This is a genomic window from Streptococcus handemini (genome assembly GCF_040984445.1).
Taxonomy (GTDB): domain Bacteria; phylum Bacillota; class Bacilli; order Lactobacillales; family Streptococcaceae; genus Streptococcus; species Streptococcus handemini.
On the sequence record NZ_JBFRYH010000021.1, the window covers coordinates 1 to 23747 of the forward strand.

Sequence of the window (23747 nt, forward strand, 5' to 3'; positions counted from 1 at the left end):
GTAAACTATGTGATAAACGATTCTACCGTCCTATGTTTCGGATGCATTTGACTAACAAGGAAATCCTAGAAAAACTCTTATCATTCTCAGAGGAACTACGACTGCACTACGAACTCTATCAACTTCTCTTATTCCATTTCCAAGAGAAAAACTCAGACCATTTCTTTCACCTCATCAAACAGGAAATTGCTTCAGTTGACCCTATTTTCCAGACGGTATTTAAGACCTTTCTAAAGGATAAGGACAAGGTTTTAAATGCATTGGAATTGCCTTATTCCAACGCCAAATTGGAAGCTACTAATAATCTCATCAAAGTCATCAAACGAAAGTAAGCGCCCCATAACGAGGTATCTACCGAGATTGTCAGTTCTCCAGTATACTGTTATAAAAACAAAACTGGAGGATTTTTTATGTCACACCCCATCGTCCCATTGACTGTTCCCCAATCTCGACGCTTTGAAAAGAAAAGCAGAAACGATATTCTGATGAAAATTCGTCTCGGAAAAGTGGAAGTCACCTTCTTCCAATCTATTAACCAAGAGGTATTGGAAACAATCTTGGATAAGGTACTAGTCTATGACCATCCGACTCAGTGATTTAGGACAGGTCTATCTTGTCTGCGGAAAAACAGATATGCGTCAGGGCATTGACTCTCTTGCCTTTCTTGTCAAAAGTCAGTTCAACTTGGATCCCTTCTCAGGTCAGGTTTATCTTTTCTGCGGAGGTCGAAAAGATCGATTCAAAGCTCTTTACTGGGACGGACAAGGCTTCTGGCTGCTTTATAAGCGATTTGAAAACGGCAAACTCAATTGGCCAAGTGATGAAAATGAAGTCAAAGCCCTCACTTGCGAGCAAGTAGATTGGCTGATGAAAGGATTTTCCATCTTTCCCAAAATAGATGTTTCAAAAAGTCGTGATTTCTATTGAAATCATGGCTTTCTTTTCGGTATAATAAAGAAAACAGGAGGATGAGACTATGGAAGAGTTAGTAGAAATTATCAAGCAACAGGCTTCTACAATTGATAACCTAACCAATGAACTTGCCCTACTTCGTGAACAGGTGGCTTATCTGACTCAGAAACTCTACGGAAAGTCATCAGAGAAGGTTGTTTATCAACCTGGTCAGTTGAGTTTATTTGGTGAGGAGAGTCTCCTAGAGGAAGACGCTGACTTACCCAGTTGAAACAGAAACTATCACCTATAAACGCAAGAAAGCTAAGGGAGTTCGTCAGGCTATTTTTAGTCAATTCACTCCAGAGATGGTTCATCACGAATTACAGGGTGAAGACTGCACGTGTCCAGATTGTCATGGTCAGTTAAAGGAGATTGGCTCAACCGTCTAACGGCAAGAGTTGGTCTTTATTCCTGCGCAATTGAAGCGGATTGATCATGTCCAACACGCTTACAAGTGTCAGGCTTGTAGCGAGAACAGTCTTAGCGATAAGATTATCAAGGCTCCTGTTCCTAAGGCTCCTTTAGCACACAGCTTTGGGTCTGCCTCCATCATTGCCCATACGATTCATCAGAAGTTCAATCTGAAGGTGCCGAACTACCGCCAAGAAGAGGATTGGCATAAGCTTGGCTTGCCCATCACACGGAAGGAAATAGCCAACTGGCACATCAAGTCTAGTCAGTATTATTTCGAGCCAATTTATGATCTGTTGCACGAGAAATTACTGAAACAGCCTATTCTCCATGCGGATGAAACCTCCTATAAGGTCTTGGAAAATGATAGCCAGTTGACCTACTACTGGACCTTCCTGTCTGGTAAGCATGAGAAAAAGGGCATCACGCTCTATCATCATGACAAACGCCGGAGTGGTTTGGTTGTGAAGGAGTTTCTTGGGGATTACGCAGGCTACGTACATTGTGATATGTTACGGCAGTAACTTAGGACTTTAGTCCTCTAGTTCTGCCTATGCGATAGCAGTCCAAGCTTGAGGAACGAAGCGACGCTAAGCTTGGTAAACTGCGAACCGCTGGGTGCTTATCGCCAATTAGAAAAAGCTCAGCTAGTTGGTTGTTGGGCGCATGTCAGAAGAAAGTTCTTCGATGCAACCCCCAAGAAAGCAGACAAGACCTCTTTAGGGGCTAAGGGATTAGCCTATTGCGACCAGCTGTTTGCCTTGGAGAATGACTGGGCAGATTTATCTAGCGAGGAGCGACTGCATAAACGTCAGATAGAGTTGACGCCCTTGATGAACGAGTTCTTCGACTGGTGCCGTAAGCAGGCTGTCTTGCCAGGTTCCAAGTTGGGTACTGCCTTAGAGTATAGCCTTAAATATGAAACCACCTTCCGAACCATTCTCTCGGACGGTAACTTAGTCTTGTCTAACAACATAGCCGAGAGGGCTATGAAGACTTTGGTTATGGGGCGTAAAAATTGGTTATTCTCACAAAGCTTTGAGGGAGCCAAGTCAACAGCTATCATCCTTAGTCTTTTGGAAACGGCTAAGCGACACGGCCTTGATTCAGAGAAATAGATGACCTATCTTCTAGACAATCTACCTAACGAGGAGATGCTCGCCAAAAAGGAGGTACTGGAGGCTTATTTACCATGGGCGGAAAGTATTCAAAACAACTGTAGATAGGAAAAAGTCCCAGAGTCAAAGCGACTTTGGAACTTTTCAATATACTCCGTTATGGAGCGGTTACAAACGACTGTCGTTCTCTCTAGATGTTAGCTTTTCATCTACCCACTACAGTTGACAATGAGCCTTCAGTTTAAGCCGAAATAAAACGCCTACTTACGAAATCGTTCTTTCTTCAAAGCGATTTCGTAAACAAGCGTTACGTTTTATCTGATGAGTGTTCCCGCCGGGAATCAACCCAGCGGTAGACCAGAGCTAGACTAAGAATGCTGTTGCACCCCACCATCATAACACTCAACAAAATTGATGATCTTATACAAGTTCAATAATTGCCATTGGTGCAGCATCACCACGACGTGGTTCAGTTTTCAAGATACGAGTGTATCCACCATTGCGTTCTGCATAACGAGGTGCAATTTCAGAGAACAATTTTTGAAGAGCTGTAGTTGATGTATACTTATCAGTAGCTTCATCATAGTTTTCTGATGCGATTTCATTACGTACAAATGCTGCTGCTTGGCGACGAGCATGCAAGTCCCCACGTTTACCAAGTGTAATCATTTTTTCAACTGTTTTGCGGATTTCTTTTGCACGAGCTTCAGTTGTAACGATTGATTCATTGATCAAAAGATCTGTTGTCAAGTCACGAAGCATTGCTTTACGTTGTGAGCTAGTGCGTCCTAGTTTACGGTAAGCCATGTATTCCTCCTTTATTTATCATTTTTCAGTCCCAAACCAAGGTCAGCCAATTTTACTTTGACTTCTTCAAGACTCTTGCGTCCAAGATTGCGTACTTTCATCATTTCTGGTTCAGTTTTTTCCGTCAAATCAAATACAGTATTTATACCTGCACGTTTCAAACAGTTGTATGAACGAACAGACAAGTCCAATTCTTCAATCGTACGATCCAACATACGATCATCAGATGCTTCTTCTGTTTCTTTCATTACTTCAGCTGATTTTGCAACTTCTGTCAAATCAGTAAATAGACCTAAGTGCTCCATCAAAATACGCGCAGAAAGACCTAGGGCATCTTCAGGAATGATTGTCCCATTAGTCATGATTTCAAGTGTTAATTTGTCAAAACCATCGTTGCTACCAACCCGAGCTGGTTCAACTTGATAATTGACTTTTTTCACTGGCGTATAGATTGAGTCTACAGCAAGTGTGCCCACTGGCGCATCATCTTTTTTATTTCCTTCAGCAGGTACATATCCACGACCTGTATTCACAGTCATGATTGCTTTGAAGCTTGCCCCTTCGCTAATGGTAAAAAGATAATGGTCAGGGTTAACAATTTCAATATCACTATCTGTTAGAATATCTCCCGCAGTGATTTCTGCCGGGCCTGTAACATCAAGTTCTATCGTCTTTTCGTCTTCGACATAAGATTTTACAGCAATGCCTTTGATGTTCAAAATAATTTGCATCACATCTTCACGGACACCCGGAACTGTGTCGAACTCGTGTAGTACACCGTCAATCTTGATTGACGTTACTGCAGCACCAGGAAGCGATGCAAGGAGTACACGACGAAGTGAGTTCCCAAGAGTTGTTCCATAACCACGTTCTAATGGCTCTACAACAAATCTGCCGTAATCTTTATTTTCATCAATTTTTGTTATAGTTGGTTTTTCAAACTCAATCATTTCTTACTCCCTCTTAAACGAAAAGCTGTGTATCGTTAATTGATTATACACGGCGACGTTTTGGAGGACGAGCACCATTGTGTGGTACAGGAGTCACATCACGAATTGCTGTTACTTCAAGACCGGCGGCAGCAAGAGCGCGGATAGCAGACTCACGACCTGAACCTGGACCTTTTACTGTAACTTCAACTGTTTTAAGACCGTGTTCTTGTGCAGATTTAGCAGCTGCTTCTGAAGCCATTTGAGCTGCAAATGGTGTAGATTTACGAGAACCTTTAAAACCAAGAGCACCAGCTGATGACCAAGCAATCGCATTACCATGCACATCAGTAATCATAACAATAGTGTTATTAAATGTAGCGTGAATGTGTGCAATACCAGATTCGATATTTTTCTTCACACGACGCTTACGTGTTGGTTTAGCCAATTTTTCTACCTCCTATTTTATTTTTTCTTACCTGCAATCGCAACAGCTTTACCTTTACGAGTGCGAGCGTTGTTTTTAGTGTTTTGTCCACGGACAGGAAGTCCACGACGGTGACGGATTCCACGGTATGAACCGATTTCCATCAAACGTTTAATGTTCAAGTTTACTTCACGACGAAGGTCACCTTCAACTTTAATCGCATCTACTTCACGACGGATTGCATCTTCTTGATCAGAAGTCAAATCTTTTACGCGAACATCTTCTGAGATTCCAGCTGCTGCAAGAATTTTTTTAGATGTTGCAAGACCAATACCGTATACGTAAGTCAATGAGATTACTACACGTTTGTCGTTTGGAATATCAACTCCAGCAATACGAGCCATTTTTTCTCCTTTCTATCTTATCCTTGACGTTGTTTGTGTTTTGGATTTGCTGGGCAAATTACCATAACACGACCATTACGACGAATAACTTTACAGTATTCGCAAATTGGTTTGACCGATGGTCTTACTTTCATGTTTAATCCCTCCAAGTATTTCGACTATTTAAAGCGGTATGTGATACGTCCACGTGTCAAGTCGTATGGGCTAAGCTCAACCGTTACGCGATCACCGACCAAAATACGAATGTAATTTTTACGGATTTTTCCTGAAACCGTTGCAAGAACTTGGTGTCCATTTTCCAACTCAACAGTAAACATAGCATTCGGCATGGTATCAACTACCTTACCTTCAATTTCAATCACATCTTCTTTTGCCATGCAAAAGTATCCCCCTCTAAATTTCGATTTGATGTCCTCTGCACACAGAGGTAACAATTATAAGTCAGACTAAGCTATTTTATCATTTCTGTCAAGAAAACGCAAGCTAAATCCCCTACTTTATTGCAATTTTGACAAAACTTTTTCAATATCTGTAAAGACAACCTCGATGTCTTGGTCGCCCTCAATATCATGTACCAAACCAGCAGCACGATAGTGATCAATGATTGGTTGTCCCTGTGCAATATTGACTTCTAAGCGACGTTTGACAGATTCTGGCTTGTCGTCTTCACGTTGGTAGTAATCTTTTTCATCATAGCCTTCTGTTGGTGGATTAAATACCTTGTGGAAAGTTTCGCCAGTTTCGCGATGAATGATACGACCGCTGAGACGCTCAACTAATTTTGTTGGGTCAATTTCAATATTGATAACTCCTTCAAGTTGGATGCCAAGATTTTTCAATGTTTCATCCAAGGCATGTGCTTGCTCGATCGTACGAGGGTAGCCATCCAACAAGAAACCCTTGCCTTTAATATCGTCTTGAGCCAAACGCTCTTTGACAATACCATTGGTCACTTCATCTGGTACCAAATCACCTTTATCAATATAGGATTTTGCCAGCAATCCCATCTCTGTCTGATTTGCCATCGCTGCACGGAACATATCACCTGTTGAAATATGCACAACGTCAAATTTTTCAACAATTTTTGCAGCCTGTGTTCCTTTACCAGCACCTGGCAAACCCATAATTAAAAGATTCATGATAAACTCCTTATTTTGTTTTCAAATAAATTTGCCACCATTGACAAACTTATCAAAAAACAAAATAGAGAGGCTGGGCAAAAAGTGCTCAGCTTCCTACTTTTTATCATTCAAAAAACAAATATCAACAGTTATCCGATTTACAGAATGTTGAATTTTCATCATTCTGTAAACGTCAATAACTGTGCAGAGTTTAATTGCAAAATCGATTTCTAAGAAACTAAAACTCTGCATCCACTCCTTATTCTGTTTCCATGAAACCTACATATTTTCTCTTGAGCAAGTAGCCTTCTAACTGCTTGATTCCTTCAATACTTGTCATAATAACGATAATCAAACTCGTACCAAGGAAGGCAATTTTAGAAGTAAGTCCAAAGATATTTTGTGCAAGAATCGGCAGTAATGCAACAAATCCTAGGAATAAGGAACCCACTGTTGCAAGCCGCGTCAATAGTTTAGAGAAATACTCTTCTGTTCCTTTACCTGGACGAACTCCGTGGATATATGCTCCACTCTTTTGAAGATTTTCAGCAGCTTTTTCTGGATTGACCTGAACAAAGCTGTAGAAGAAGGTAAAGAGAATGATTAATACCGCATACACAATCATCCCTTTTATTGTAGAGTAATCAAAATACTCACGAACAGTTGATAGCCAAGTAATACTCTTATTCTGGCTAGCAAAGAACTGAAGAAGGGATGTTGGGATCGCTGTAATGGAACCTGCAAAGATGACCGGGATAACACCTGCCGGATTTAACTTAAGCGGCAAGTACGAACTAGACGGTGCACCTTGCGCACGTTTGGTATACTGGATTGGAATTTTGTATTCAGCCTGCTGTACAAATGTTGTAAAGTAAACAATTGCTAAAACTGCCACTGCCAACACTCCTACTAAGATAGCAGATTCTCCCAAGCGACTGGCTTCGATATTAACAAACCGATCTTCATAAATATCATGAATCGTATCTGGAAGCGATGAAATAATTCCCGCAAAGATGATCATGGACGTTCCATTTCCATATCCTTTGTCTGTAATTTGCTCACCCAGCCATGTCACGATAACCGAACCAGTTGTTAATACAGAACCAATCAGAAGATAAGTTTTCCAGTTTAATGGCATGGTTGTCAGTTGCACGCCTGATAAAGCGTTGAAACCTGCGGTAATGCCCATTGATTGGACAAATCCCAGCACCAATGCGATATACCGTGTTGCTTGGTTCAATTTACGACGACCTACTTCACCTTGCTTGCCCCATTCTACAAACTTAGGAACAAGATCCATCTGCATCAGCTGAACAATGATAGAGGCTGTAATGTAGGGGCTAACTCCAAGTGCAAAGACAGAGAAATTACGCATTGCATTTCCAGAAACGAGACTCAACATATTCAAAAATGGAATATTTGAAAGAGCTTCTAAATTTTTTACATTTACACCTGGAACGGTTACGTGCGTTCCAACACGGAAGACTAACAAGATAAAAATAGTAAACAAAATTTTCTTGCGTACATTTTTCACCTTTAGTGCATCTTTTAATAGTTTAAAAAACATAGGTCACCTCTCTTAGATGACTTCAACTGAACCACCTTTAGCAGTGATAGCTTCTTCAGCTGATTTAGAGAATTTAGCTGCTTTCACATTCAACTTTTTAGTCAATTCGCCATTACCAAGAATCTTGATTCCTGATTTTTCAGCTTTAACGATACCAGACTCAACAAGCAAAACTGGTGTTACTTCTGTACCGTCTTCAAAAGCGTTCAATTGGTCAAGGTTTACAATCGCGTATTCTTTTGCATTGATGTTTGTAAATCCACGTTTTGGAAGACGACGGAACAATGGAGTTTGTCCACCTTCAAAACCTAAACGTACACCACCGCCACTACGAGCTTTTTGACCTTTTTGTCCACGACCTGAAGTCTTACCATTACCTGATGATGTACCACGACCAACGCGGTTACGAGTTTTACGAGAACCTGTAGCAGGTTGCAATTCATGAAGCTTCATTTATTCTTTCTCCTTATATGTAAAATGCTAGCGCCTTTAGGCTGGGTAAGGCCTCAACCTAAAAACTCGCCTATACAAAATTGACAGTAAGTCGCAAAGATTTCTCTAAGCGACTTCGTCTGTGTTTTTTAGAAACGAAATACGATCGTCTCTTAGTTTACTTCTTCAACAGTTACCAAGTGAGAGATTGCTGTAACCATTCCACGAATAGCAGCATTGTCTTCTTTAATAACTGAGCTATTTAATTTACCAAGTCCAAGGGCAACAACTGTTTTACGTTGTTCTGGTTTGCGACCGATTGGAGACTTAGTCAAAGTGATTTTAATTTGAGCCATCTTATCCCCTTTCTTATGCTAAATCAGAAACTGAAATGCCACGAAGTGCAGCCACTTCTTCAGCACGTTTTAATTGTTTCAAACCTTCAACTGTTGCACGAACAATGTTAATTGGTGTGTTTGATCCAAGCGACTTAGATGTCACATCAGCGATACCTGCCAACTCAATAACCGCACGAGTAGCACCACCCGCAGCAACCCCAGCTCCTTCTGCAGCTGGTTTCAACATGATGCGAGCTCCACCAAATTCCGAACGAACTTCGTGAGGGATAGTAGTACCAACCATTGGTACTACAATTAAATTTTTCTTAGCAGCTTCAACTGCTTTACGGATAGCTTCTGGTACTTCTTGAGCTTTACCAGTACCGAAACCTACACGACCATTACGATCACCAACAACCACAAGAGCTGCAAAGCGAAGACGACGTCCACCTTTTACAACTTTTGTAACACGGTTGATGGCTACTACGCGTTCTTCAAATTCAACTGCGTTATCTTTAAATGCCATTTCTTAGTGTCCTCCCTATTAGAATTTCAATCCGTTTTCACGAGCTGCTTCAGCCAATGCTTTCACACGTCCGTGATAGAGATATCCACCGCGGTCAAAGACCACTTCAGAAATACCTTTCGCTACTGCGCGTTCAGCAACGAGTTTACCTACAACAACGGCTTGTTCTGTCTTAGTACCTTTTGAAACTTCTTTATCAAGAGTAGAAGCGCTTGCGAGCGTTACACCCGCTACGTCATCAATCACTTGAGCGTAGATGCCTGTATTAGAACGGAAAATGTTCAAACGTGGGCGAGCAGCAGTTCCAGAGATTTTACCGCGAACACGACGATGGCGTTTTTGGCGGATTTTGTTTTTATCTGGTTTTGAAATCACAATTTTCACCTCTTAATTATTGATCATATCTGTATAAGATATGTTGGAATATAATGTACGATGCGGAAGAACCACTCGTAATCATTATTATTTACCTGTTTTACCTTCTTTGCGGCGAACAAATTCACCAACATAGCGGATACCTTTACCTTTGTAAGGCTCAGGAGCACGAAGGCTACGGATGTAAGCTGCTGTTTGACCAACAACTTCTTTGTTTATACCAGACACGATGATTTGTGTTGGTGCTGGAACTTCAAATGTGATACCTTCTGGTGCAGTCACTTCATCTGGATGTGATTTACCAACAGCAAGTGTCAATTTGTTACCTGTAAGTTGTGCACGGTAACCGACACCACGCATTTCAAGTTCTTTTTTGAAGCCTTCAGAAACACCAACAACCATGTTGTTGAGGTTAGCACGGCTTGTGCCGTGAATAGTCTTCATTTCTTTTGAATCGTTTGGACGGTGAAGGGTCACTTCAGTTCCTTCCACACGGATTTCAATAGCAGTCGGGAATTCACGAGTCAATTCCCCTTTAGGTCCTTTTACAGTTACCACGCCGTTGTTTTGTACAATCTCAACACCAGCAGGCAATGTAATGACTTTATTACCAATACGTGACATATTTATTTTTCTCCTGTTAAATTGTCAGGCCGCATAACGACCAGTTTTCACGGGGAACTAAGATACAGAGGGCGTTAAAAAGTCAAAGTGAAAATAGGAAACTTGACGAAGAAACTTTAGTTTCTAGGAAAGTTTGTCTTTTTCACACAGACTTTAATCCGTGTTCAATTAGTTCTTTGACAAAATCGGATACCTATGTAGTTCAATAGTTGAACTGAGCGCGCTCTAAAAACTGTGCAAAATAGGCAAGTTGGCGTGTTTGTAAAAACTATCCCAACTAGCTAATTTTGCTTTGTTCTTTACGAGCTTTGTATCTTGATCTTACCAAACGTATGCAATTACCTCACCACCAACGTTCTTTTGGCGAGCTTCTTTGTCTGTCAAAAGACCTTCTGATGTAGAGATGATTGCAATTCCAAGTCCATTAAGAACTTTCGGAATATCTTCACGTTTTGAGTAAACACGAAGACCTGGTTTTGAAATACGTTTCAAGTTTGTGATAACTCTTTCACCGTTTGGTCCGTATTTCAGGAATACGCGTACGATGCCTTGTTTGTCATCTTCGATAAATTCAACGTTTTTTACAAAACCTTCATTTTTAAGAATTGTAGCAATTCCTTTTTTGATGTTTGATGCAGGCACTTCAAGCACTTCGTGTTTTGCTTGGTTCGCGTTACGAATACGTGTCAAAAAGTCTGCAATTGGGTCAGTCATAACCATTTTGTTTTCTCCTCTTACTAGTAGTTTGAAATTCTCACTTGCTAGTTAATAATGATACAAGGTTGTAGATTGTAGCTCGTATTCAAATCAGCTAGCGCAATTTGTATCATCCTTGAACTAAGTGATTAGTTCTATATTATATTTGAATTTAGGCTAAACACCGAGCAAAAAAGATAAGTTTATGTAGATGCAAGCATCTTCGCTAAATTTTCTATTTTTGCTGAGTGTTTTAACGCCTTCACATCATATTTGAGTTCGAGCTAAAAACGTGGTGAAAAAGACAGCTCTACCTAGGAGCGTCGCTCCAGCGGTAGACCTCCTATTTTCACTTCGTTTTATTAACGCTCTCACATCATGTTATTCGAGCACAGACTAAAATCCTGGTGAAAAAGATAGCCTTTCTTGAGTTCTTTCAGAGCTCTGCGTCAGGCTCCTATTTTCATACGGATTTTTTAACGTCCGTCGCATCATTTTATTACCAAGAAGCTTTGGTAACGCCTGGGATTTGTCCTTTGTATGCTAATTCACGGAAGCATACACGGCAAAGTTTGAATTTGCGGTAAACGGAATGTGGACGTCCACATTTTTCACAACGAGTATATGCTTGCGTAGAGAACTTAGCTGGGCGTTTGTTCTTAGCGATCATTGATTTTTTAGCCATTTATTCTCTCCCTCTTATTTTGCAAACGGCATACCAAGGCCAGTAAGCAACGCACGTGATTCTTCGTCAGTGTTAGCTGTTGTAACGATAACGATATCTAGACCACGAGTTTTGTCAACGTCATCGAAGTTGATTTCTGGGAAGATCAATTGCTCTTTCACACCAAGTGTGTAGTTTCCGCGTCCGTCAAATGATTTTGTTGGAACGCCGTGGAAGTCACGTACACGTGGAAGTGACACAGATACCAATTTATCTAAGAATTCATACATACGTTCGCCACGAAGAGTTACTTTCGCTCCGATTGCAACCCCTTCACGAAGACGGAAGCCGGCGATTGATTTTTTAGCTTTTGTGATAAGTGGTTTTTGACCTGAAATCAACGCCAATTCTTGGGTAGCTTTTTCAAGGTTTTTAGCGTTAGAAACAGCGTCACCAACACCCATGTTCAAAACAATCTTATCAACTTTTGGTACAGCCATAACTGATGAATAGTTAAATTGTTCAGTCAAAGCAGGAACTACTTCATTAAGATATTTTTCTTTTAAGCGATTTGCCATGTTACTTCTCCTTTCCTTCGTGATTAATCAAGCACTTCGCCTGATTTTTTGTTGTAGCGAACTTTTTTACCGTCAACAAACTTGTAACCAACACGACCTGCTACACCATTCTTGTCAAGAACTTGTACATTTGACACGTGGATTGCAGCTTCTTTTTCAACGATAGCACCTTGAGGGTTTTCGCTATTTGGTTTTTGGTGTTTTTTGACGATGTTAACACCTTCTACAACAACTTTATTTACTTTTGGAAACGCTGTTAAGACTACAGCTTCAACGCCTTTGTCTTTACCAGCGATTACGCGAACTTTATCGCCTTTTTTTACAAACATTTGATTTCTCCTATTATTTCTTACGCCCTAAGGGCACCCTGAAAAAATTTCAGGGGACTTCGTTTGTGTTTATTAAAGTACTTCTGGTGCCAATGAAACGATTTTCATGAAACCGCCGTCGCGCAATTCACGTGCAACTGGACCAAAAATACGAGTTCCGCGAGGTGTTTTATCTTCACGGATGATAACTGCAGCATTCTCATCGAATTTGATGTATGAACCATCAGCACGACGAGCACCTGTCTTAGTACGAACGATAACGGCTTTCACGACGTCACCTTTTTTAACCGCACCACCAGGAGTAGCTTGTTTAACTGAAGCAACGATGATGTCGCCGATGTTTGCAGATTTACGTTTTGAACCACCAAGAACTTTGATTGTCAAGATTTCACGTGCGCCACTATTGTCAGCAACTTTCAAACGAGTTTCTGTTTGAATCATGTAAGTTTTCTCCTTTCAGGTTGATTAAATGATAACTGCCTCTTCCACAACTTCTACAAGACGGAAACGTTTTGTAGCTGAAAGTGGACGAGTTTCCATGATACGTACGATATCGCCTTCTTTAGCAACATTGTTTTCATCATGAGCTTTGTACTTTTTAGAGTAGTTAATACGTTTACCATAGACTGGGTGGTTACGTTTTGTTTCAACTACAACTGTGATGGTTTTGTCCATTTTGTCAGATACAACACGTCCAACAAGAACTTTACGATTATTGCGTTCCATTGAAATTCTCCTTTCCCAATCTATTATTTAACTTCTGATTGCACAGTTTTGATGCGTGCAATTTGCTTTTTAACTTCGTTCAAACGAGCAGTTTGCTCAAGTTGACCAGCAGCAGCTTGGAAACGAAGGTCGAAGAGTTCTTTCTTCAATTCATTTTCGCGCTTTGCAAGTTCTTCTTGAGAAAGGCCACGAAGTTCTTTAACAAATTCTTTTACTTCATTAAGTTTCATGTCTTCTCCTTATTCTGCTTCACGTTTTACGAATTTGCATTTAACTGGTAGTTTATGGCTAGCCAAGCGGAATGCTTCACGTGCGATTTCTTCTGAAACGCCCGCAACTTCAAACATCACTTTACCACGTTTAACTGGTGCTACCCAGCCTTCAGGTGCCCCTTTACCAGATCCCATACGTACCCCGATAGCTTTAGCGGTGTATGATTTGTGTGGGAAGATTTTAATCCAAACCTTACCACCACGTTTCATATAACGAGTCATCGCGATACGGGCTGCTTCGATTTGACGGTTTGTGATCCAGTGGCTAGTTGTAGCTTGAAGACCATATTCACCGAAGTCTACTTGTTTTCCACCTTTAGCTTCACCGCGCATTTTTCCACGGAATTCACGACGGTGTTTAACACGTTTAGGTACTAACATTGGTTATTTACCTCCTTTAGTGTTTTTGCGAGCTGGAAGAACTTCTCCACGGTAAATCCACACTTTAACACCAAGTTTACCGTAAGTTGTAAGTGCTTCTTCCCAAGCATAGTCGATGTCCGCACGAAGTGTATGAAGCGGAACAGTTCCTTCAGAATATCCTTCTGCACGGGCGATATCAGCACCGTTCAAACGTCCAGATACTTGAGTTTTGATTCCTTTTGCTCCAGCACGCATTGTACGTTGGATTGCTTGTTTTTGAGCGCGACGGAATGCCACACGTTGCTCTAATTGACGAGCGATTGTTTCACCAACAAGATGTGCATCCAAATCAGGTTGTTTGATTTCGATGATGTTGATGTGTACTTGTTTACCAGTCAATTTATTTAATTGTGCACGAAGTGCGTCAACGTTGCTACCAGCTTTACCGATAACCATACCTGGTTTAGCTGTATGAATGCTTACGATCACTTTGTTTACTGCACGTTCAATTTCAATTGTTGAAACTGCCGCTTCAGCCAATTCTTTGTTGATAAAGTTGCGGATTGCAAGATCTTCATGAAGGTAATCCGCGTATTCTTTTTCAGCATACCATTTAGCATCCCAATCACGGATGATGCCGACACGCATACCAATTGGATGTACTTTTTGTCCCACGTTTTTACCTCCTTATTTTTCTGCCACAACTACAGTGATGTGAGCTGTACGTTTGTTGATTGGTGAAGCAGAACCTTTTGCACGTGGACGGAAACGTTTAAGTGTTGGTCCTTCGTTTGCGAAAGCTTCGCTTACTACCAAGTTTGCTTTTTCCAAACCAAAGTTGTTTTCAGCATTAGCGATTGCAGAGTTCAAAACTTTCTCAATAATGCCTGCAGCTTTGTTTGGAGTGAATTTCAAGATTGCGATTGCATCGGCTACGCTTTTGCCACGGATGTTATCCAAGACAAGACGTGATTTACGAGGTGAAACACGTACTGTGCGAGCAGTTGCTTTAGCTGAAGTAATTTCTGCCATGATGTGTTCCTCCTATTATTTTCTACGTGTTTTCTTGTCGTCAGCAGCGTGACCTTTGTAAGTACGAGTTGGTGCAAATTCACCAAGTTTGTGACCCACCATGTCTTCTTGGATGTAAACAGGTACATGTTTACGTCCATCATAAACTGCGATTGTATAACCAATGAAACTTGGGAAAATCGTTGAACGACGTGACCAAGTTTTAATTACTTTTTTCTTTTCATCGTTTGCTTGAGCTTCAACTTTTTTCATCAAATGCTCATCGACGAAAGGTCCTTTTTTAAGACTACGTCCCATTTTTATGTTTTCTCCTTTAAAATATGTACCACAGCGGCCTGCCTTGCAAACGCAAGGCTACCGAGCTGGCGGATATGCTTACGTTACTTGTAACAGATTATTTTTCGTTACGACGACGAACGATAAGTTTGCTTGACTTAGCTTTTTTGTTACGAGTTTTAAGTCCAAGAGCAGGTTTGCCCCATGGAGTAGATGGTGCTTTACGACCAACTGGCGCTTTACCTTCACCACCACCGTGTGGGTGATCGTTAGGGTTCATTACAGAACCGCGAACTGTTGGGCGGATACCTTTCCAACGGCTACGTCCTGCTTTACCAAGGTTTACAAGTCCGTGTTGTTCATTTCCGACAACACCAACTGTTGCACGGCAAGTCCCAAGAATCATACGAACTTCGCCTGATTGAAGACGAACAAGAACATATTTACCTTCTTGACCAAGCACTTGTGCAGAAGCACCCGCAGCACGAACCAATTCACCACCACGACCTGGTTTCAACTCGATATTGTGAACAACAGTACCGACCGGAATGTTCGCAAGCGGAAGAGCATTACCAACTTTGATATCTGCTTCTGGACCTGATACGATACGTTGACCAACTTCAAGACCTTTAGGAGCGATGATGTATGCTTTAACACCGTCTGTGTAGTGTACAAGAGCGATGTTGGCAGTACGGTTTGGATCGTATTCAATTGTTTTAACAACTGCTTCGATACCATCTTTGTTACGTTTGAAGTCAATCAAACGGTAATGACGTTTGTGACCGCCACCTTGGTGACGAACTGTGATGCGACCGTTATTGTTACGACCAGCTTTGCTCTTAAGAGAAACAAGCAATGATTTCTCAGGAGTGCTTGTTGTGATTTCTGCGAAATCCAAAGAAGTCATGTTACGACGGCCATTTGTAGTTGGTTTATAAACTTTAATTCCCACGTTAATTCCTCCTTTGATTATTCAGCGTCAGCTGCAGCAAACAATTCGATTGCTTTTGAATCAGCAGTCAATGTGATGATTGCTTTTTTCACTTTGCTTGTACGACCCACATAACGTCCTACGCGTTTTGTTTTAGGTTTTACGTTGATTGTGTTCACATTTGCAACTTTAACTCCGTCAAACGCTGCTTCTACAGCTTGTTTGATCAAAAGTTTGTGAGCACGAGTGTCCACTTCAAATACATATTTTCCTGCTTCAAGCTGAGCCATTGAGCTTTCTGTGATGACAGGTTTTTTGATAACATCATACAAATTCATTATGCAAGAACCTCCTCAATTTTAGAGATAGCTGCTTGAGTTACAAGAAGTTTGTCTGCATTTGCAATGTCAAGGACGCTTGCAGTTGTAGCAGTTGCAACTTTCACGTTTGGAAGATTGCGAGCTGAAAGAGCTGCGAATTCATTTCCTTCTTCAAGAATAACAAGGACTTTTGAATCAATGCTCAATGCTGCAAGAACTTTTGCGAATTCAGCAGTTTTTGGAGCTGTAAATGAAAGGCTGTCAACAGCTACAAATTTGTTTTCAGCAACTTTTTCTGAGTAAACAGATTTAAGCGCCAAGCGACGAACCTTTTGTGGAAGTTTGTAGGCATAAGAACGTGGAGTTGGTCCGAAGACTACGCCACCGCCACGCCATTGTGGTGAGCGGATAGAACCTTGACGAGCACGTCCAGTTCCTTTTTGACGCCATGGTTTGCGTCCGCCACCTGAAACTGCTGAGCGATTTTTAACTGCGTGAGTTCCTTGACGAAGACTTGCACGTTGGCTGATAATTACATCAAACACAACTGCTTGGTTTGGTTCGATACCAAAGATTGCATCGTTAAGAACTACTTCACCAGCTTGTTTACCAGTTTGGTCAAATAATGTTACGTTTGCCATTATGACTGATTTCCCCTTTCCTTATTATTTACCAGTTTTTACTGCTGATTTGATGGTGATAAGAGATTTCTTAGCACCTGGTACGTTTCCTTTGATAAGGATAACGTTCTTTTCTGGAACAACTTGTACAATTTCAAGATTTTGAATTGTCACACGGTTGCCACCCATACGTCCTGCCAAGTGTTTGTTTTTGAATACACGGTTTGGCGCAACAGGTCCCATTGAACCTGGACGACGGTGGTAACGTGAACCGTGAGCCATAGGACCACGTGATTGACCATGGCGTTTGATAACACCTTGGAAACCTTTACCTTTAGATGTACCAGTTACATCCACAACATCTCCAGCTGCGAAAGTATCAACTGTGATTTCTGCACCAACTTCCAAGCCTTCAATGTTTTTGAATTCACGAATGAAGCGCTTAGGAGCTGTGTTAGCTTTTGCTACATGGCCTTTGGCAGGTTTGTTACTCAATACTTCGCGTTTGTCATCAAAACCAACTTGGATTGCATTGTATCCGTCTGTTTCAACAGTTTTCACTTGAAGAACAACGTTTGGAGTTGCTTCGATGACAGTTACAGGGATAAATTCACCAGTTTCAGTGAAGATTTGAGTCATTCCCACTTTTTTCCCTAAGATTCCTTTTGTCATGAGAAAAATATTCCTTTTCTTATTTTATAGTTTAAAAAGTTTTTAACGAGCGTTTTTTATGCTCAAACCAAGATACTAAGGGCGCAAAACTCAAAGTAAAAATAGGAAAATCAGCGAAGGGTTATCAATCCTAGATGATCTTATCTTTTTTTACAAAGAGTTTAGCCCGTGTTCGATTCCACACGAACACATGCTTTTATTTTTACAACTTGATTTCTACGTTCACGCCACTTGGCAAGTCAAGCTTCATAAGAGCGTCAACTGTTTTTTGCGTTGGATTCACGATGTCAATAAGACGTTTGTGAGTACGCATTTCGAATTGCTCACGAGAATCTTTGTACTTGTGAGTCGCACGAATAATTGTGTAGAGGCTACGTTCAGTTGGAAGTGGAACTGGTCCAGCTACGCTTGCACCTGTACGTGTTGCAGTTTCTACGATTTTTGCAGCCGCTGTATCAAGTGTACGGTGTTCGTACGCTTTTAAGCGGATGCGGATTTTTTTGTTTGCCATCTTTTTCTCCTTTTCGTCTATTTAAGATAATAGGCTAGCTCCACAAGAAAACCGACAGGTAGTTGCGTGGCAATGCAACCGAGCGTGTCGCAACCTCTTGCATCAAAGCTACAGCCGTATTTTTTACGGCACTAGAACATTCTATCAGATTCTAACAAGCAATGCAAGCATTTTTGTTCAATTTTTTTAAAAAGTAGCACAACTCTTGGCTGCCTACTCTTTCATTTCGATTTCTCTCATTTCACATGGAAAAACTCTAGATTTTCCCACTTTTCTTGCCACTTTTTCTTACCGAGTCGCTCACGGTAGACCTTCATACGGTCTTGGTCCGCTGCAAAATGCGGCGTTGGACAAACCTTGAAAGTCAAAATATCCTCCAAGCCATACGGGCAAAACAAGTCTACTTGAGAATCAGGCAATAAGCGAGCTGCGATTGCCGTGCATATTTCAGGATATTTGGAAATGGCATCTCGTGAATGTTTGTAGGAACTTGTGTGTGGGCTATGCTGGTGTATGTAGACTTGGTTTTTCAACTCCCAACGATAGTGCGGATACGTATTTTTCAATCTTCGTTCTATTAAAAAAGTTTCTTCATAGGACACGGTCGGATCATAAAACACAACATCCACATCCGTCTCCTCATCAAATGTCTCTTTGTGACTGAGGAGATTCCAGATGAAATTGCGAATCGTCCTTGCACACACCCAAGCATCTTGTAACGGCAGACTTGCGACAATTTCAAGCACTTCTCGCATTTTTCTATTCGTCAATAACATTTTTTTCAAGTCATTTTCAGTCATTATACCAAAAAATCGAGCAGCTAGTGCTTCTGCTCGATAATAAGGAGGTTTATGAAAAAGAATGACTGCAGTATAACTACCAAACCTTCATTCAAACTAAAATTAATGGTTATCTTTCTCTTCATAGGTATACCCCAAGTGTTCGTAGGCTTTAGCTGTCGCCACACGACCTGTTCTTGTCCGCATGAGAAAACCTTGCTGAATCAGATAAGGCTCGTACATGTCCTCAACTGTTTCTCGTTCTTCTGCAATATTCACTGAAAGTGTATTTAAGCCGACAGGACCACCGCCATACATCTCAATCATGGTGCGTAAAATCTTCTGATCAACATAGTCAAGACCTTCACGATCGACATCTAGCATGGTCAAGGCCTTATCCGTAATAGTATCGTCAATCACACCATCCCCCATAATTTGGGCGAAATCCCGCACTCGTTTTAACAAACGATTGGCAATACGGGGTGTTCCACGTGAACGACGTGCCAATTCAATTGCGGCTTCGTGGGTGATTTCCATTTCAAAAATATCAGCTGTCCGTTCAACGATTTCTGTCAAATCAGGTAGTGCATAATATTCCATATGGCCTGTGATTCCAAAACGAGCTCGTAGAGGGTTGGACAACATACCAGCACGCGTTGTTGCTCCAATCAGGGTAAAGGGTGGCAATTCCAAATGCACTGCTCGGCTAGCCTCCCCTGTCCCAATCAAGATGTCAATGTAAAAATCTTCCATAGCACTGTAAAGGATCTCCTCTACCGCCATGGGCAGGCGGTGAATTTCATCAATAAATAAGACATCCCCCGGCTCCAAGTCATTGAGAAGCGCCACCAAATCGCCAGCCTTTTCAATCACTGGCCCACTGGTCTGCTTGATATTGACCCCCAGCTCATTAGCAATGACAAAGGCCATGGTGGTCTTCCCTAAACCTGGCGGCCCAAAGAGAAGAGCGTGATCCAAGGCTTCGTCGCGCATCTTAGCGGCCTCAATGAAGATTTTCAACTGATCCTTGACCTTGTCCTGGCCGATGTATTCATTTAATTTTTGTGGGCGCAGGGTACGTTCTACGTACTCCTCATCTCCTAATTGTTCTGTATCTAGTATTCTATTCATGCTTTTATTATACCACAAAAGGAGGAACAAGCCTCCTTTACATTTTCTATAATCCTACACGCGCAAAGATGTCATCCACTCGTTTGGCATAGTAAGACGGATCAAAGAGTTCATCAATTTCTGCTTGAATGAGACGTTCTGTCACCTTTTCATCCGCTTCAAGTAGTGGTTTGAAGGCTGTCTGATTATCCCAAGCATAGGCTGTTTTCGGCTGAACCAAATCATAGGCCTCTTCCCGCGTCATTCCTTTTTCAATCAGGGCTAACATGGCACGTTGGCTGTAAATCAAGCCGAAAGTTGACTCCATATTACGTTTCATATTTTCTGGGAATACTGTCAAGTTTTTGACAATATTTCCAAAACGGTTGAGCATGTAGTCAATCAAAATCGTCGTATCAGGCGTGATAATCCGCTCTGCGGACGAGTGCGAAATGTCACGTTCATGCCAGAGAGCTACGTTTTCAAAGGCAGTTACCATGTGGCCACGAATCACACGCGCAAGACCTGTCATGTTTTCAGAACCAATTGGGTTGCGTTTGTGCGGCATGGCTGAGCTTCCTTTTTGACCCTTGGCAAAGAATTCTTCTACCTCACGTTGTTCAGATTTTTGTAGCCCACGGATTTCTGTCGCCATGCGCTCGATAGATGTTGCAATGGTTGCAAGGGCTGAAAAGTATTCTGCATGGAGGTCACGAGGAAGAACTTGAGTCGAAATTTCTTGCGGACGAATGCCTAATTTTTCACAGACATATTCCTCGACAAATGGCGGGATATTGGCAAAGTTTCCAACCGCCCCAGAGATTTTTCCTGCTTCTACTCCTTCGGCTGCACGCTCGAATCGCTCAATATTGCGTTTCATTTCGCTATACCAAGTAGCGAGTTTAAGCCCAAAGGTCGTTGGTTCCGCATGCACCCCGTGGGTCCGCCCCATCATAATGGTGTACTTATGCTCACGCGCCTTGTCAGCCACAATCTCCGTAAAACGATGCAAATCCTCACGAATAATATCATTGGCCTGCTTGTAGAGGTAACCATAAGCCGTATCCACAACGTCAGTTGATGTCAGGCCGTAGTGCACCCACTTGCGCTCCTCACCCAAGGTTTCAGATACCGCACGGGTAAAAGCCACCACATCGTGGCGGGTTTCCTGCTCAATTTCCAAAATGCGGTCGATGTCAAATCCTGCATTCTCACGGATTTTTGCCACATCTGCCTTGGGAATCTCTCCCAACTCAGCCCAAGCCTCATCTGCTAAGATTTCCACTTCAAGCCAAGCCCTGTATTTATTTTCCTCTGTCCAAATAGCCCCCATTTCAGGGCGTGTGTAACGTTCTAGCATTGTTTCTCCTTCCGAAAATCTACTATCAATATATTCTGCTAATCTAACTAACTATTCTCTACAAACACAGAGAACAATAACAAACAACTATTGTGCAAGTTCGGATCTCCATTGTTCAAGCTGCATTTTTGCGTTTTCTCTACCTTCCAAATGTTTTAAAACGTGTATGTCATCTAAAAGATAAAGCAAGACTAACAAATCTCTGGCGATTTTCTCTCGTTCTTCATCAGAAATAGTGTCAAAAAAATCAATATTCAAAACTTTAACTGGATCTTCAAAATGACTTTCACCGTGTAAAACTAATCGATACATTAAATTTTCAAAATAATCTCTATGTTTTTCATCTATTTTACTTACAATCATGGAATCTGTCGTTAGTTTTGCAATATCTTGTTTATAATTAAATGTACCGTATGCTTCTAAAATTTTTCTCATTGCATTACCAATAAAACTTTCTGAACTAGTTATCCCATTTCCTGTTACATAATCAAATACTATTTCAAGGAGCTCTGTATAATCATGAGTTCGAGTCTTAAATTCTTGTAATTCCCCAGAAACTAATTCCAATTTCTTATATTTAGATTTTTGTCCACCCTCTGCTACCTTACATGATTCCATTATTTCCTGTAAAAACTTATCAAAATCATACACCATCTGTTTATCATGAGTCATTAGCAAAACTCTAGTATGAGGATTTCCCCTAAGAAATCGGGTTAAACAATATTTCAAATAAGAGATTACTCCAACTTTGTTTTCCATATCAAAACTAGAAATCGGATCATCAATGACAATAAAATATTCTTGATTATAGGCTTCTGATAACTCTCTTTCTTGAATTATTTCTGTAAAAAAATAGCAGAGCGCTAGCGCATTTCTCTCACCTACTGATACTTTATTAGGATCTACCGACTTGCCTCTTGATAGCAGACAGTATTTTCCATTTTGATTTTGGATAGCTAAACGATTTTTTGAGAAAAAAATATAATTTAAATTCTTATTAATTTCATCAGCCGCAATGTCTACATTAAGTTTCTGATTTTCCAAATAAGTAATCTGTTGCTCACAATCTGTTACTTCTTGTTTACAAATATTATAATTATCACGACAAGCGTTTTTTTCAGTTATTTTTTTTCGAAAATTTTCATAGTCATTTTTGATCTCATAAAAAGCTAACTCGTTATTGATTTGAAGTAGACTTTCTTTCAACTTCTGAATATCGGAAATCTCTACATTATGAGCAATAATAGCCTGGTTAATTATTTCGATATCACTCTTTACTTTGATTAATTCTTGAGAAAAATCTATATTAGGTAGCTCAACTATCACATATGGATTCTTGATTTTCTTATCAATCACTATGTTGATTTCCTCAAATTTAGTATTTAACGCCTTAATACTATTTTGATAAGTCTGAATTAATCTTGAGTCTAACTGTTCATAATCAGAAAGATCTTGTTCAATCACATCAAGCTTACTTCTCCTTAGTGCTTCTTGATGCTCTTCAACTGCCTTGGATAATAGCTTAGATATACCGCTAGTAAGCTCTTCTTTAACATCTTCTAAAACTGATTGAGTACAAAATGGACAAACTTTGTTATGCTCATCCGAAAAGAAATCTTTGACTTCTCTTAAATGAAGTTCCCCTTTTTCAGAATCAGATAGTAATTCCAACAGATACCTATCCCTAGAATTTAACTCAGGTTTTTCTATTCTTTTAGACAATAAGCTAGCTAATGCATTACTATCATAACTGATATGAGGAAACGATAACTTTTGATTTATTGCAACCGCTGAATCTCTCAATGAAAAATATCTTTCTTTTTTCTCGTTAAATTCAACCTCTAATTTCTTTTTTTCTAAAGTTGGTCGCAAATTAACAAAATTTTGAAAAGTACTACTATTGACAGAAGAAGCTGCTCTATTTCCCTTTATCTCCCTATCTCTTTCAGCCCAATGTCCTACCCCTTTCAAAGAAGCTGTTATTTTATCCTTCCAATAATCTGGAGATTTTTCATTTTTATTATTACTATAATCTGCAAATTCAGACTCATATTTTTGAAATTCAGCTTGTAATCCGGATAACTGTTCTTTCAGCAAATCAATTTTACTATCAATATCTACTTGTTCTCCCAAAATCACGATTGTATCCAAACCATCTTGAGCAATCTTAACTTTTTGATCAACATAGTCTTCATTGAAAACAAAAATTGAATCTTGATTAACATCCTTAAGTATAATATCGGTATCATCCCTATCAATAAATGAGACCCTATCTTCTCCACCCTCACCAATTTTTAATTGATGTATTCCTCTAGCAATTGTACTTTTTCCCGAACCATTCCTTCCAAATAGCAAACTTGCTCTATCATTCTGTGTTTGGTTTGTTCCATCGTATTTTCCTTCAAAGAGTTCTAATTTTGTTTCATCTTCAAAGATGCCCGATTTTATCTTAATTCCTTTAATTTTTTCGAACAT

At 40.5% G+C, this 23747-nt stretch carries 36 protein-coding genes and 2 pseudogenes; 5 read left to right on the forward strand and 33 right to left on the reverse strand.

The window, feature by feature from the left end:
* The 5 genes and pseudogenes from ABPH35_RS04615 to ABPH35_RS04635 all read left to right on the forward strand — a co-directional run.
* Nucleotides 1–326, forward strand: a pseudogene (locus ABPH35_RS04615) (transposase); the annotation flags it as partial.
* Between the two features lie 84 nt (nt 327–410).
* Nucleotides 411–596 (forward strand): hypothetical protein, encoded by a 186-nt coding sequence (locus ABPH35_RS04620; RefSeq protein ID WP_349987889.1) that lies wholly within the window; start codon nt 411–413, stop codon nt 594–596.
* Entirely contained in the window at nt 577–927 is a 351-nt protein-coding gene (gene tnpB / locus ABPH35_RS04625) for an IS66 family insertion sequence element accessory protein TnpB (RefSeq protein ID WP_368849628.1), read from the forward strand. The genes ABPH35_RS04620 and tnpB overlap by 20 nt, the downstream gene beginning before the upstream one ends.
* Before the next feature lie 49 nt (nt 928–976).
* A complete protein-coding gene (locus ABPH35_RS04630; protein ID WP_368849629.1) occupies nt 977–1183 on the forward strand; it encodes a transposase in 207 nt (68 codons plus the stop codon).
* A pseudogene (locus ABPH35_RS04635) lies at nt 1167–2591 on the forward strand (IS66 family transposase). Before ABPH35_RS04630 ends, ABPH35_RS04635 begins: the two are co-directional and overlap by 17 nt.
* A 312-nt stretch (nt 2592–2903) precedes the next feature.
* On the opposite strand, the gene rplQ reads toward ABPH35_RS04635, so the two are convergent.
* The 33 genes from rplQ to ABPH35_RS04800 form a co-directional block, all read right to left on the reverse strand.
* Nucleotides 2904–3290, reverse strand: coding sequence for a 50S ribosomal protein L17 (rplQ, locus tag ABPH35_RS04640; RefSeq protein ID WP_000331493.1), 387 nt, complete (start codon nt 3288–3290; stop codon nt 2904–2906).
* Between the two features lie 11 nt (nt 3291–3301).
* Nucleotides 3302–4240: a DNA-directed RNA polymerase subunit alpha gene (locus tag ABPH35_RS04645; protein ID WP_349988980.1), complete on the reverse strand. Its 939-nt coding sequence runs from the start codon at nt 4238–4240 to the stop codon at nt 3302–3304.
* Between the two features lie 43 nt (nt 4241–4283).
* Nucleotides 4284–4667, reverse strand: a complete 384-nt coding sequence (rpsK, locus tag ABPH35_RS04650) for a 30S ribosomal protein S11 (RefSeq protein WP_004195509.1) — start codon at nt 4665–4667, stop codon at nt 4284–4286.
* Between the two features lie 17 nt (nt 4668–4684).
* A complete protein-coding gene (gene rpsM / locus ABPH35_RS04655) occupies nt 4685–5050 on the reverse strand; it encodes a 30S ribosomal protein S13 (protein WP_002936622.1) in 366 nt (121 codons plus the stop codon).
* A gap of 17 nt (nt 5051–5067) precedes the next feature.
* Nucleotides 5068–5184, reverse strand: coding sequence for a 50S ribosomal protein L36 (rpmJ, locus tag ABPH35_RS04660; protein ID WP_001808836.1), 117 nt, complete (start codon nt 5182–5184; stop codon nt 5068–5070).
* Between the two features lie 24 nt (nt 5185–5208).
* The gene (gene infA, locus ABPH35_RS04665) at nt 5209–5427 is read right to left on the reverse strand and encodes a translation initiation factor IF-1 (protein ID WP_002936627.1); all 219 of its coding nucleotides are present in this window, start codon (nt 5425–5427) and stop codon (nt 5209–5211) included.
* Between the two features lie 120 nt (nt 5428–5547).
* A complete protein-coding gene (locus ABPH35_RS04670) occupies nt 5548–6189 on the reverse strand; it encodes an adenylate kinase (RefSeq protein ID WP_349988981.1) in 642 nt (213 codons plus the stop codon).
* Between the two features lie 241 nt (nt 6190–6430).
* Nucleotides 6431–7738, reverse strand: coding sequence for a preprotein translocase subunit SecY (secY, locus tag ABPH35_RS04675; protein ID WP_349988982.1), 1308 nt, complete (start codon nt 7736–7738; stop codon nt 6431–6433).
* A gap of 12 nt (nt 7739–7750) precedes the next feature.
* On the reverse strand, nt 7751–8191 hold the full coding sequence (gene rplO, locus ABPH35_RS04680) for a 50S ribosomal protein L15 (protein ID WP_349988983.1): 441 nt from the start codon (nt 8189–8191) through the stop codon (nt 7751–7753).
* Between the two features lie 152 nt (nt 8192–8343).
* Nucleotides 8344–8526 (reverse strand): 50S ribosomal protein L30, encoded by a 183-nt coding sequence (rpmD, locus tag ABPH35_RS04685; RefSeq protein WP_067087637.1) that lies wholly within the window; start codon nt 8524–8526, stop codon nt 8344–8346.
* Between the two features lie 13 nt (nt 8527–8539).
* Entirely contained in the window at nt 8540–9034 is a 495-nt protein-coding gene (gene rpsE / locus ABPH35_RS04690; RefSeq protein ID WP_349988984.1) for a 30S ribosomal protein S5, read from the reverse strand.
* An 18-nt stretch (nt 9035–9052) separates the two neighbouring features.
* Nucleotides 9053–9409 carry a 50S ribosomal protein L18 gene (rplR, locus tag ABPH35_RS04695; RefSeq protein WP_067087634.1) on the reverse strand — a complete coding sequence of 119 codons (357 nt, stop codon included), beginning with the start codon at nt 9407–9409 and terminating at the stop codon, nt 9053–9055.
* A gap of 87 nt (nt 9410–9496) precedes the next feature.
* On the reverse strand, nt 9497–10033 hold the full coding sequence (gene rplF, locus ABPH35_RS04700; protein WP_349988985.1) for a 50S ribosomal protein L6: 537 nt from the start codon (nt 10031–10033) through the stop codon (nt 9497–9499).
* 321 nt (nt 10034–10354) lie between these two features.
* Nucleotides 10355–10753 (reverse strand): 30S ribosomal protein S8, encoded by a 399-nt coding sequence (gene rpsH, locus ABPH35_RS04705; RefSeq protein WP_349988986.1) that lies wholly within the window; start codon nt 10751–10753, stop codon nt 10355–10357.
* Nucleotides 10754–11228: 475 nt separating this feature from the next.
* Nucleotides 11229–11414, reverse strand: a complete 186-nt coding sequence (locus ABPH35_RS04710; RefSeq protein ID WP_001085697.1) for a type Z 30S ribosomal protein S14 — start codon at nt 11412–11414, stop codon at nt 11229–11231.
* Between the two features lie 14 nt (nt 11415–11428).
* Nucleotides 11429–11971 carry a 50S ribosomal protein L5 gene (rplE, locus tag ABPH35_RS04715; protein WP_349988987.1) on the reverse strand — a complete coding sequence of 181 codons (543 nt, stop codon included), beginning with the start codon at nt 11969–11971 and terminating at the stop codon, nt 11429–11431.
* Nucleotides 11972–11994: 23 nt separating this feature from the next.
* Nucleotides 11995–12300 (reverse strand): 50S ribosomal protein L24, encoded by a 306-nt coding sequence (gene rplX / locus ABPH35_RS04720; protein ID WP_349988988.1) that lies wholly within the window; start codon nt 12298–12300, stop codon nt 11995–11997.
* A 72-nt stretch (nt 12301–12372) separates the two neighbouring features.
* Nucleotides 12373–12741, reverse strand: a complete 369-nt coding sequence (gene rplN, locus ABPH35_RS04725) for a 50S ribosomal protein L14 (RefSeq protein ID WP_067087623.1) — start codon at nt 12739–12741, stop codon at nt 12373–12375.
* A gap of 24 nt (nt 12742–12765) precedes the next feature.
* Entirely contained in the window at nt 12766–13026 is a 261-nt protein-coding gene (gene rpsQ / locus ABPH35_RS04730) for a 30S ribosomal protein S17 (RefSeq protein ID WP_000440801.1), read from the reverse strand.
* 23 nt (nt 13027–13049) lie between these two features.
* Complete coding sequence (gene rpmC, locus ABPH35_RS04735; protein ID WP_075099717.1) at nt 13050–13256, reverse strand: 50S ribosomal protein L29; 207 nt, start codon at nt 13254–13256, stop codon at nt 13050–13052.
* A gap of 9 nt (nt 13257–13265) precedes the next feature.
* Nucleotides 13266–13679, reverse strand: a complete 414-nt coding sequence (gene rplP / locus ABPH35_RS04740) for a 50S ribosomal protein L16 (RefSeq protein ID WP_067087620.1) — start codon at nt 13677–13679, stop codon at nt 13266–13268.
* A gap of 3 nt (nt 13680–13682) precedes the next feature.
* Nucleotides 13683–14336, reverse strand: coding sequence for a 30S ribosomal protein S3 (gene rpsC, locus ABPH35_RS04745; protein WP_067087618.1), 654 nt, complete (start codon nt 14334–14336; stop codon nt 13683–13685).
* 12 nt (nt 14337–14348) lie between these two features.
* Nucleotides 14349–14693, reverse strand: coding sequence for a 50S ribosomal protein L22 (gene rplV, locus ABPH35_RS04750; RefSeq protein WP_067087616.1), 345 nt, complete (start codon nt 14691–14693; stop codon nt 14349–14351).
* A 15-nt stretch (nt 14694–14708) separates the two neighbouring features.
* Nucleotides 14709–14990 carry a 30S ribosomal protein S19 gene (rpsS, locus tag ABPH35_RS04755; RefSeq protein ID WP_000533766.1) on the reverse strand — a complete coding sequence of 94 codons (282 nt, stop codon included), beginning with the start codon at nt 14988–14990 and terminating at the stop codon, nt 14709–14711.
* Nucleotides 14991–15087: 97 nt separating this feature from the next.
* Entirely contained in the window at nt 15088–15921 is an 834-nt protein-coding gene (rplB, locus tag ABPH35_RS04760) for a 50S ribosomal protein L2 (RefSeq protein ID WP_349988989.1), read from the reverse strand.
* A gap of 17 nt (nt 15922–15938) precedes the next feature.
* Nucleotides 15939–16238: a 50S ribosomal protein L23 gene (locus tag ABPH35_RS04765; protein WP_349988990.1), complete on the reverse strand. Its 300-nt coding sequence runs from the start codon at nt 16236–16238 to the stop codon at nt 15939–15941.
* Nucleotides 16238–16861 (reverse strand): 50S ribosomal protein L4, encoded by a 624-nt coding sequence (gene rplD, locus ABPH35_RS04770; RefSeq protein WP_067087610.1) that lies wholly within the window; start codon nt 16859–16861, stop codon nt 16238–16240. The genes ABPH35_RS04765 and rplD overlap by 1 nt, the downstream gene beginning before the upstream one ends.
* Nucleotides 16862–16885: 24 nt before the next feature.
* Entirely contained in the window at nt 16886–17512 is a 627-nt protein-coding gene (gene rplC, locus ABPH35_RS04775) for a 50S ribosomal protein L3 (RefSeq protein WP_349988991.1), read from the reverse strand.
* Nucleotides 17513–17714: 202 nt separating this feature from the next.
* Complete coding sequence (rpsJ, locus tag ABPH35_RS04780; RefSeq protein WP_067087606.1) at nt 17715–18023, reverse strand: 30S ribosomal protein S10; 309 nt, start codon at nt 18021–18023, stop codon at nt 17715–17717.
* Between the two features lie 236 nt (nt 18024–18259).
* Entirely contained in the window at nt 18260–18823 is a 564-nt protein-coding gene (locus tag ABPH35_RS04785; protein WP_349988992.1) for a nucleotidyltransferase family protein, read from the reverse strand.
* Between the two features lie 102 nt (nt 18824–18925).
* On the reverse strand, nt 18926–19933 hold the full coding sequence (gene ruvB, locus ABPH35_RS04790; protein WP_368849632.1) for a Holliday junction branch migration DNA helicase RuvB: 1008 nt from the start codon (nt 19931–19933) through the stop codon (nt 18926–18928).
* A gap of 46 nt (nt 19934–19979) precedes the next feature.
* Nucleotides 19980–21272 carry an adenylosuccinate lyase gene (gene purB, locus ABPH35_RS04795; RefSeq protein ID WP_349988994.1) on the reverse strand — a complete coding sequence of 431 codons (1293 nt, stop codon included), beginning with the start codon at nt 21270–21272 and terminating at the stop codon, nt 19980–19982.
* Nucleotides 21273–21359: 87 nt separating this feature from the next.
* Nucleotides 21360–23747 (reverse strand): AAA family ATPase, encoded by a 2388-nt coding sequence (locus ABPH35_RS04800; RefSeq protein WP_368849630.1) that lies wholly within the window; start codon nt 23745–23747, stop codon nt 21360–21362.

Excerpts from the sequence above, each read along its gene's own strand:
- ABPH35_RS04620 (WP_349987889.1), top strand. The coding sequence starts at position 411 with ATGTCACACCCCATCGTCCCATTGACTGTTCCCCAATCTCGACGCTTT.
- tnpB (WP_368849628.1), top strand. The coding sequence starts at position 577 with ATGACCATCCGACTCAGTGATTTAGGACAGGTCTATCTTGTCTGCGGA.
- ABPH35_RS04630 (WP_368849629.1), top strand. The coding sequence starts at position 977 with ATGGAAGAGTTAGTAGAAATTATCAAGCAACAGGCTTCTACAATTGAT.
- rplQ (WP_000331493.1), bottom strand. The coding sequence starts at position 3,290 with ATGGCTTACCGTAAACTAGGACGCACTAGCTCACAACGTAAAGCAATG.
- ABPH35_RS04645 (WP_349988980.1), bottom strand. The coding sequence starts at position 4,240 with ATGATTGAGTTTGAAAAACCAACTATAACAAAAATTGATGAAAATAAA.
- rpsM (WP_002936622.1), bottom strand. The coding sequence starts at position 5,050 with ATGGCTCGTATTGCTGGAGTTGATATTCCAAACGACAAACGTGTAGTA.
- rpmJ (WP_001808836.1), bottom strand. The coding sequence starts at position 5,184 with ATGAAAGTAAGACCATCGGTCAAACCAATTTGCGAATACTGTAAAGTT.
- infA (WP_002936627.1), bottom strand. The coding sequence starts at position 5,427 with ATGGCAAAAGAAGATGTGATTGAAATTGAAGGTAAGGTAGTTGATACC.
- ABPH35_RS04670 (WP_349988981.1), bottom strand. The coding sequence starts at position 6,189 with ATGAATCTTTTAATTATGGGTTTGCCAGGTGCTGGTAAAGGAACACAG.
- secY (WP_349988982.1), bottom strand. The coding sequence starts at position 7,738 with ATGTTTTTTAAACTATTAAAAGATGCACTAAAGGTGAAAAATGTACGC.
- rplO (WP_349988983.1), bottom strand. The coding sequence starts at position 8,191 with ATGAAGCTTCATGAATTGCAACCTGCTACAGGTTCTCGTAAAACTCGT.
- rpmD (WP_067087637.1), bottom strand. The coding sequence starts at position 8,526 with ATGGCTCAAATTAAAATCACTTTGACTAAGTCTCCAATCGGTCGCAAA.
- rpsE (WP_349988984.1), bottom strand. The coding sequence starts at position 9,034 with ATGGCATTTAAAGATAACGCAGTTGAATTTGAAGAACGCGTAGTAGCC.
- rplF (WP_349988985.1), bottom strand. The coding sequence starts at position 10,033 with ATGTCACGTATTGGTAATAAAGTCATTACATTGCCTGCTGGTGTTGAG.
- rpsH (WP_349988986.1), bottom strand. The coding sequence starts at position 10,753 with ATGGTTATGACTGACCCAATTGCAGACTTTTTGACACGTATTCGTAAC.
- ABPH35_RS04710 (WP_001085697.1), bottom strand. The coding sequence starts at position 11,414 with ATGGCTAAAAAATCAATGATCGCTAAGAACAAACGCCCAGCTAAGTTC.
- rplE (WP_349988987.1), bottom strand. The coding sequence starts at position 11,971 with ATGGCAAATCGCTTAAAAGAAAAATATCTTAATGAAGTAGTTCCTGCT.
- rplX (WP_349988988.1), bottom strand. The coding sequence starts at position 12,300 with ATGTTTGTAAAAAAAGGCGATAAAGTTCGCGTAATCGCTGGTAAAGAC.
- rplN (WP_067087623.1), bottom strand. The coding sequence starts at position 12,741 with ATGATTCAAACAGAAACTCGTTTGAAAGTTGCTGACAATAGTGGCGCA.
- rpsQ (WP_000440801.1), bottom strand. The coding sequence starts at position 13,026 with ATGGAACGCAATAATCGTAAAGTTCTTGTTGGACGTGTTGTATCTGAC.
- rpmC (WP_075099717.1), bottom strand. The coding sequence starts at position 13,256 with ATGAAACTTAATGAAGTAAAAGAATTTGTTAAAGAACTTCGTGGCCTT.
- rplP (WP_067087620.1), bottom strand. The coding sequence starts at position 13,679 with ATGTTAGTACCTAAACGTGTTAAACACCGTCGTGAATTCCGTGGAAAA.
- rplV (WP_067087616.1), bottom strand. The coding sequence starts at position 14,693 with ATGGCAGAAATTACTTCAGCTAAAGCAACTGCTCGCACAGTACGTGTT.
- rpsS (WP_000533766.1), bottom strand. The coding sequence starts at position 14,990 with ATGGGACGTAGTCTTAAAAAAGGACCTTTCGTCGATGAGCATTTGATG.
- ABPH35_RS04765 (WP_349988990.1), bottom strand. The coding sequence starts at position 16,238 with ATGAATTTGTATGATGTTATCAAAAAACCTGTCATCACAGAAAGCTCA.
- rplD (WP_067087610.1), bottom strand. The coding sequence starts at position 16,861 with ATGGCAAACGTAACATTATTTGACCAAACTGGTAAACAAGCTGGTGAA.
- rplC (WP_349988991.1), bottom strand. The coding sequence starts at position 17,512 with ATGACAAAAGGAATCTTAGGGAAAAAAGTGGGAATGACTCAAATCTTC.
- rpsJ (WP_067087606.1), bottom strand. The coding sequence starts at position 18,023 with ATGGCAAACAAAAAAATCCGCATCCGCTTAAAAGCGTACGAACACCGT.
- ABPH35_RS04785 (WP_349988992.1), bottom strand. The coding sequence starts at position 18,823 with ATGACTGAAAATGACTTGAAAAAAATGTTATTGACGAATAGAAAAATG.
- ruvB (WP_368849632.1), bottom strand. The coding sequence starts at position 19,933 with ATGAATAGAATACTAGATACAGAACAATTAGGAGATGAGGAGTACGTA.
- purB (WP_349988994.1), bottom strand. The coding sequence starts at position 21,272 with ATGCTAGAACGTTACACACGCCCTGAAATGGGGGCTATTTGGACAGAG.
- ABPH35_RS04800 (WP_368849630.1), bottom strand. The coding sequence starts at position 23,747 with ATGTTCGAAAAAATTAAAGGAATTAAGATAAAATCGGGCATCTTTGAA.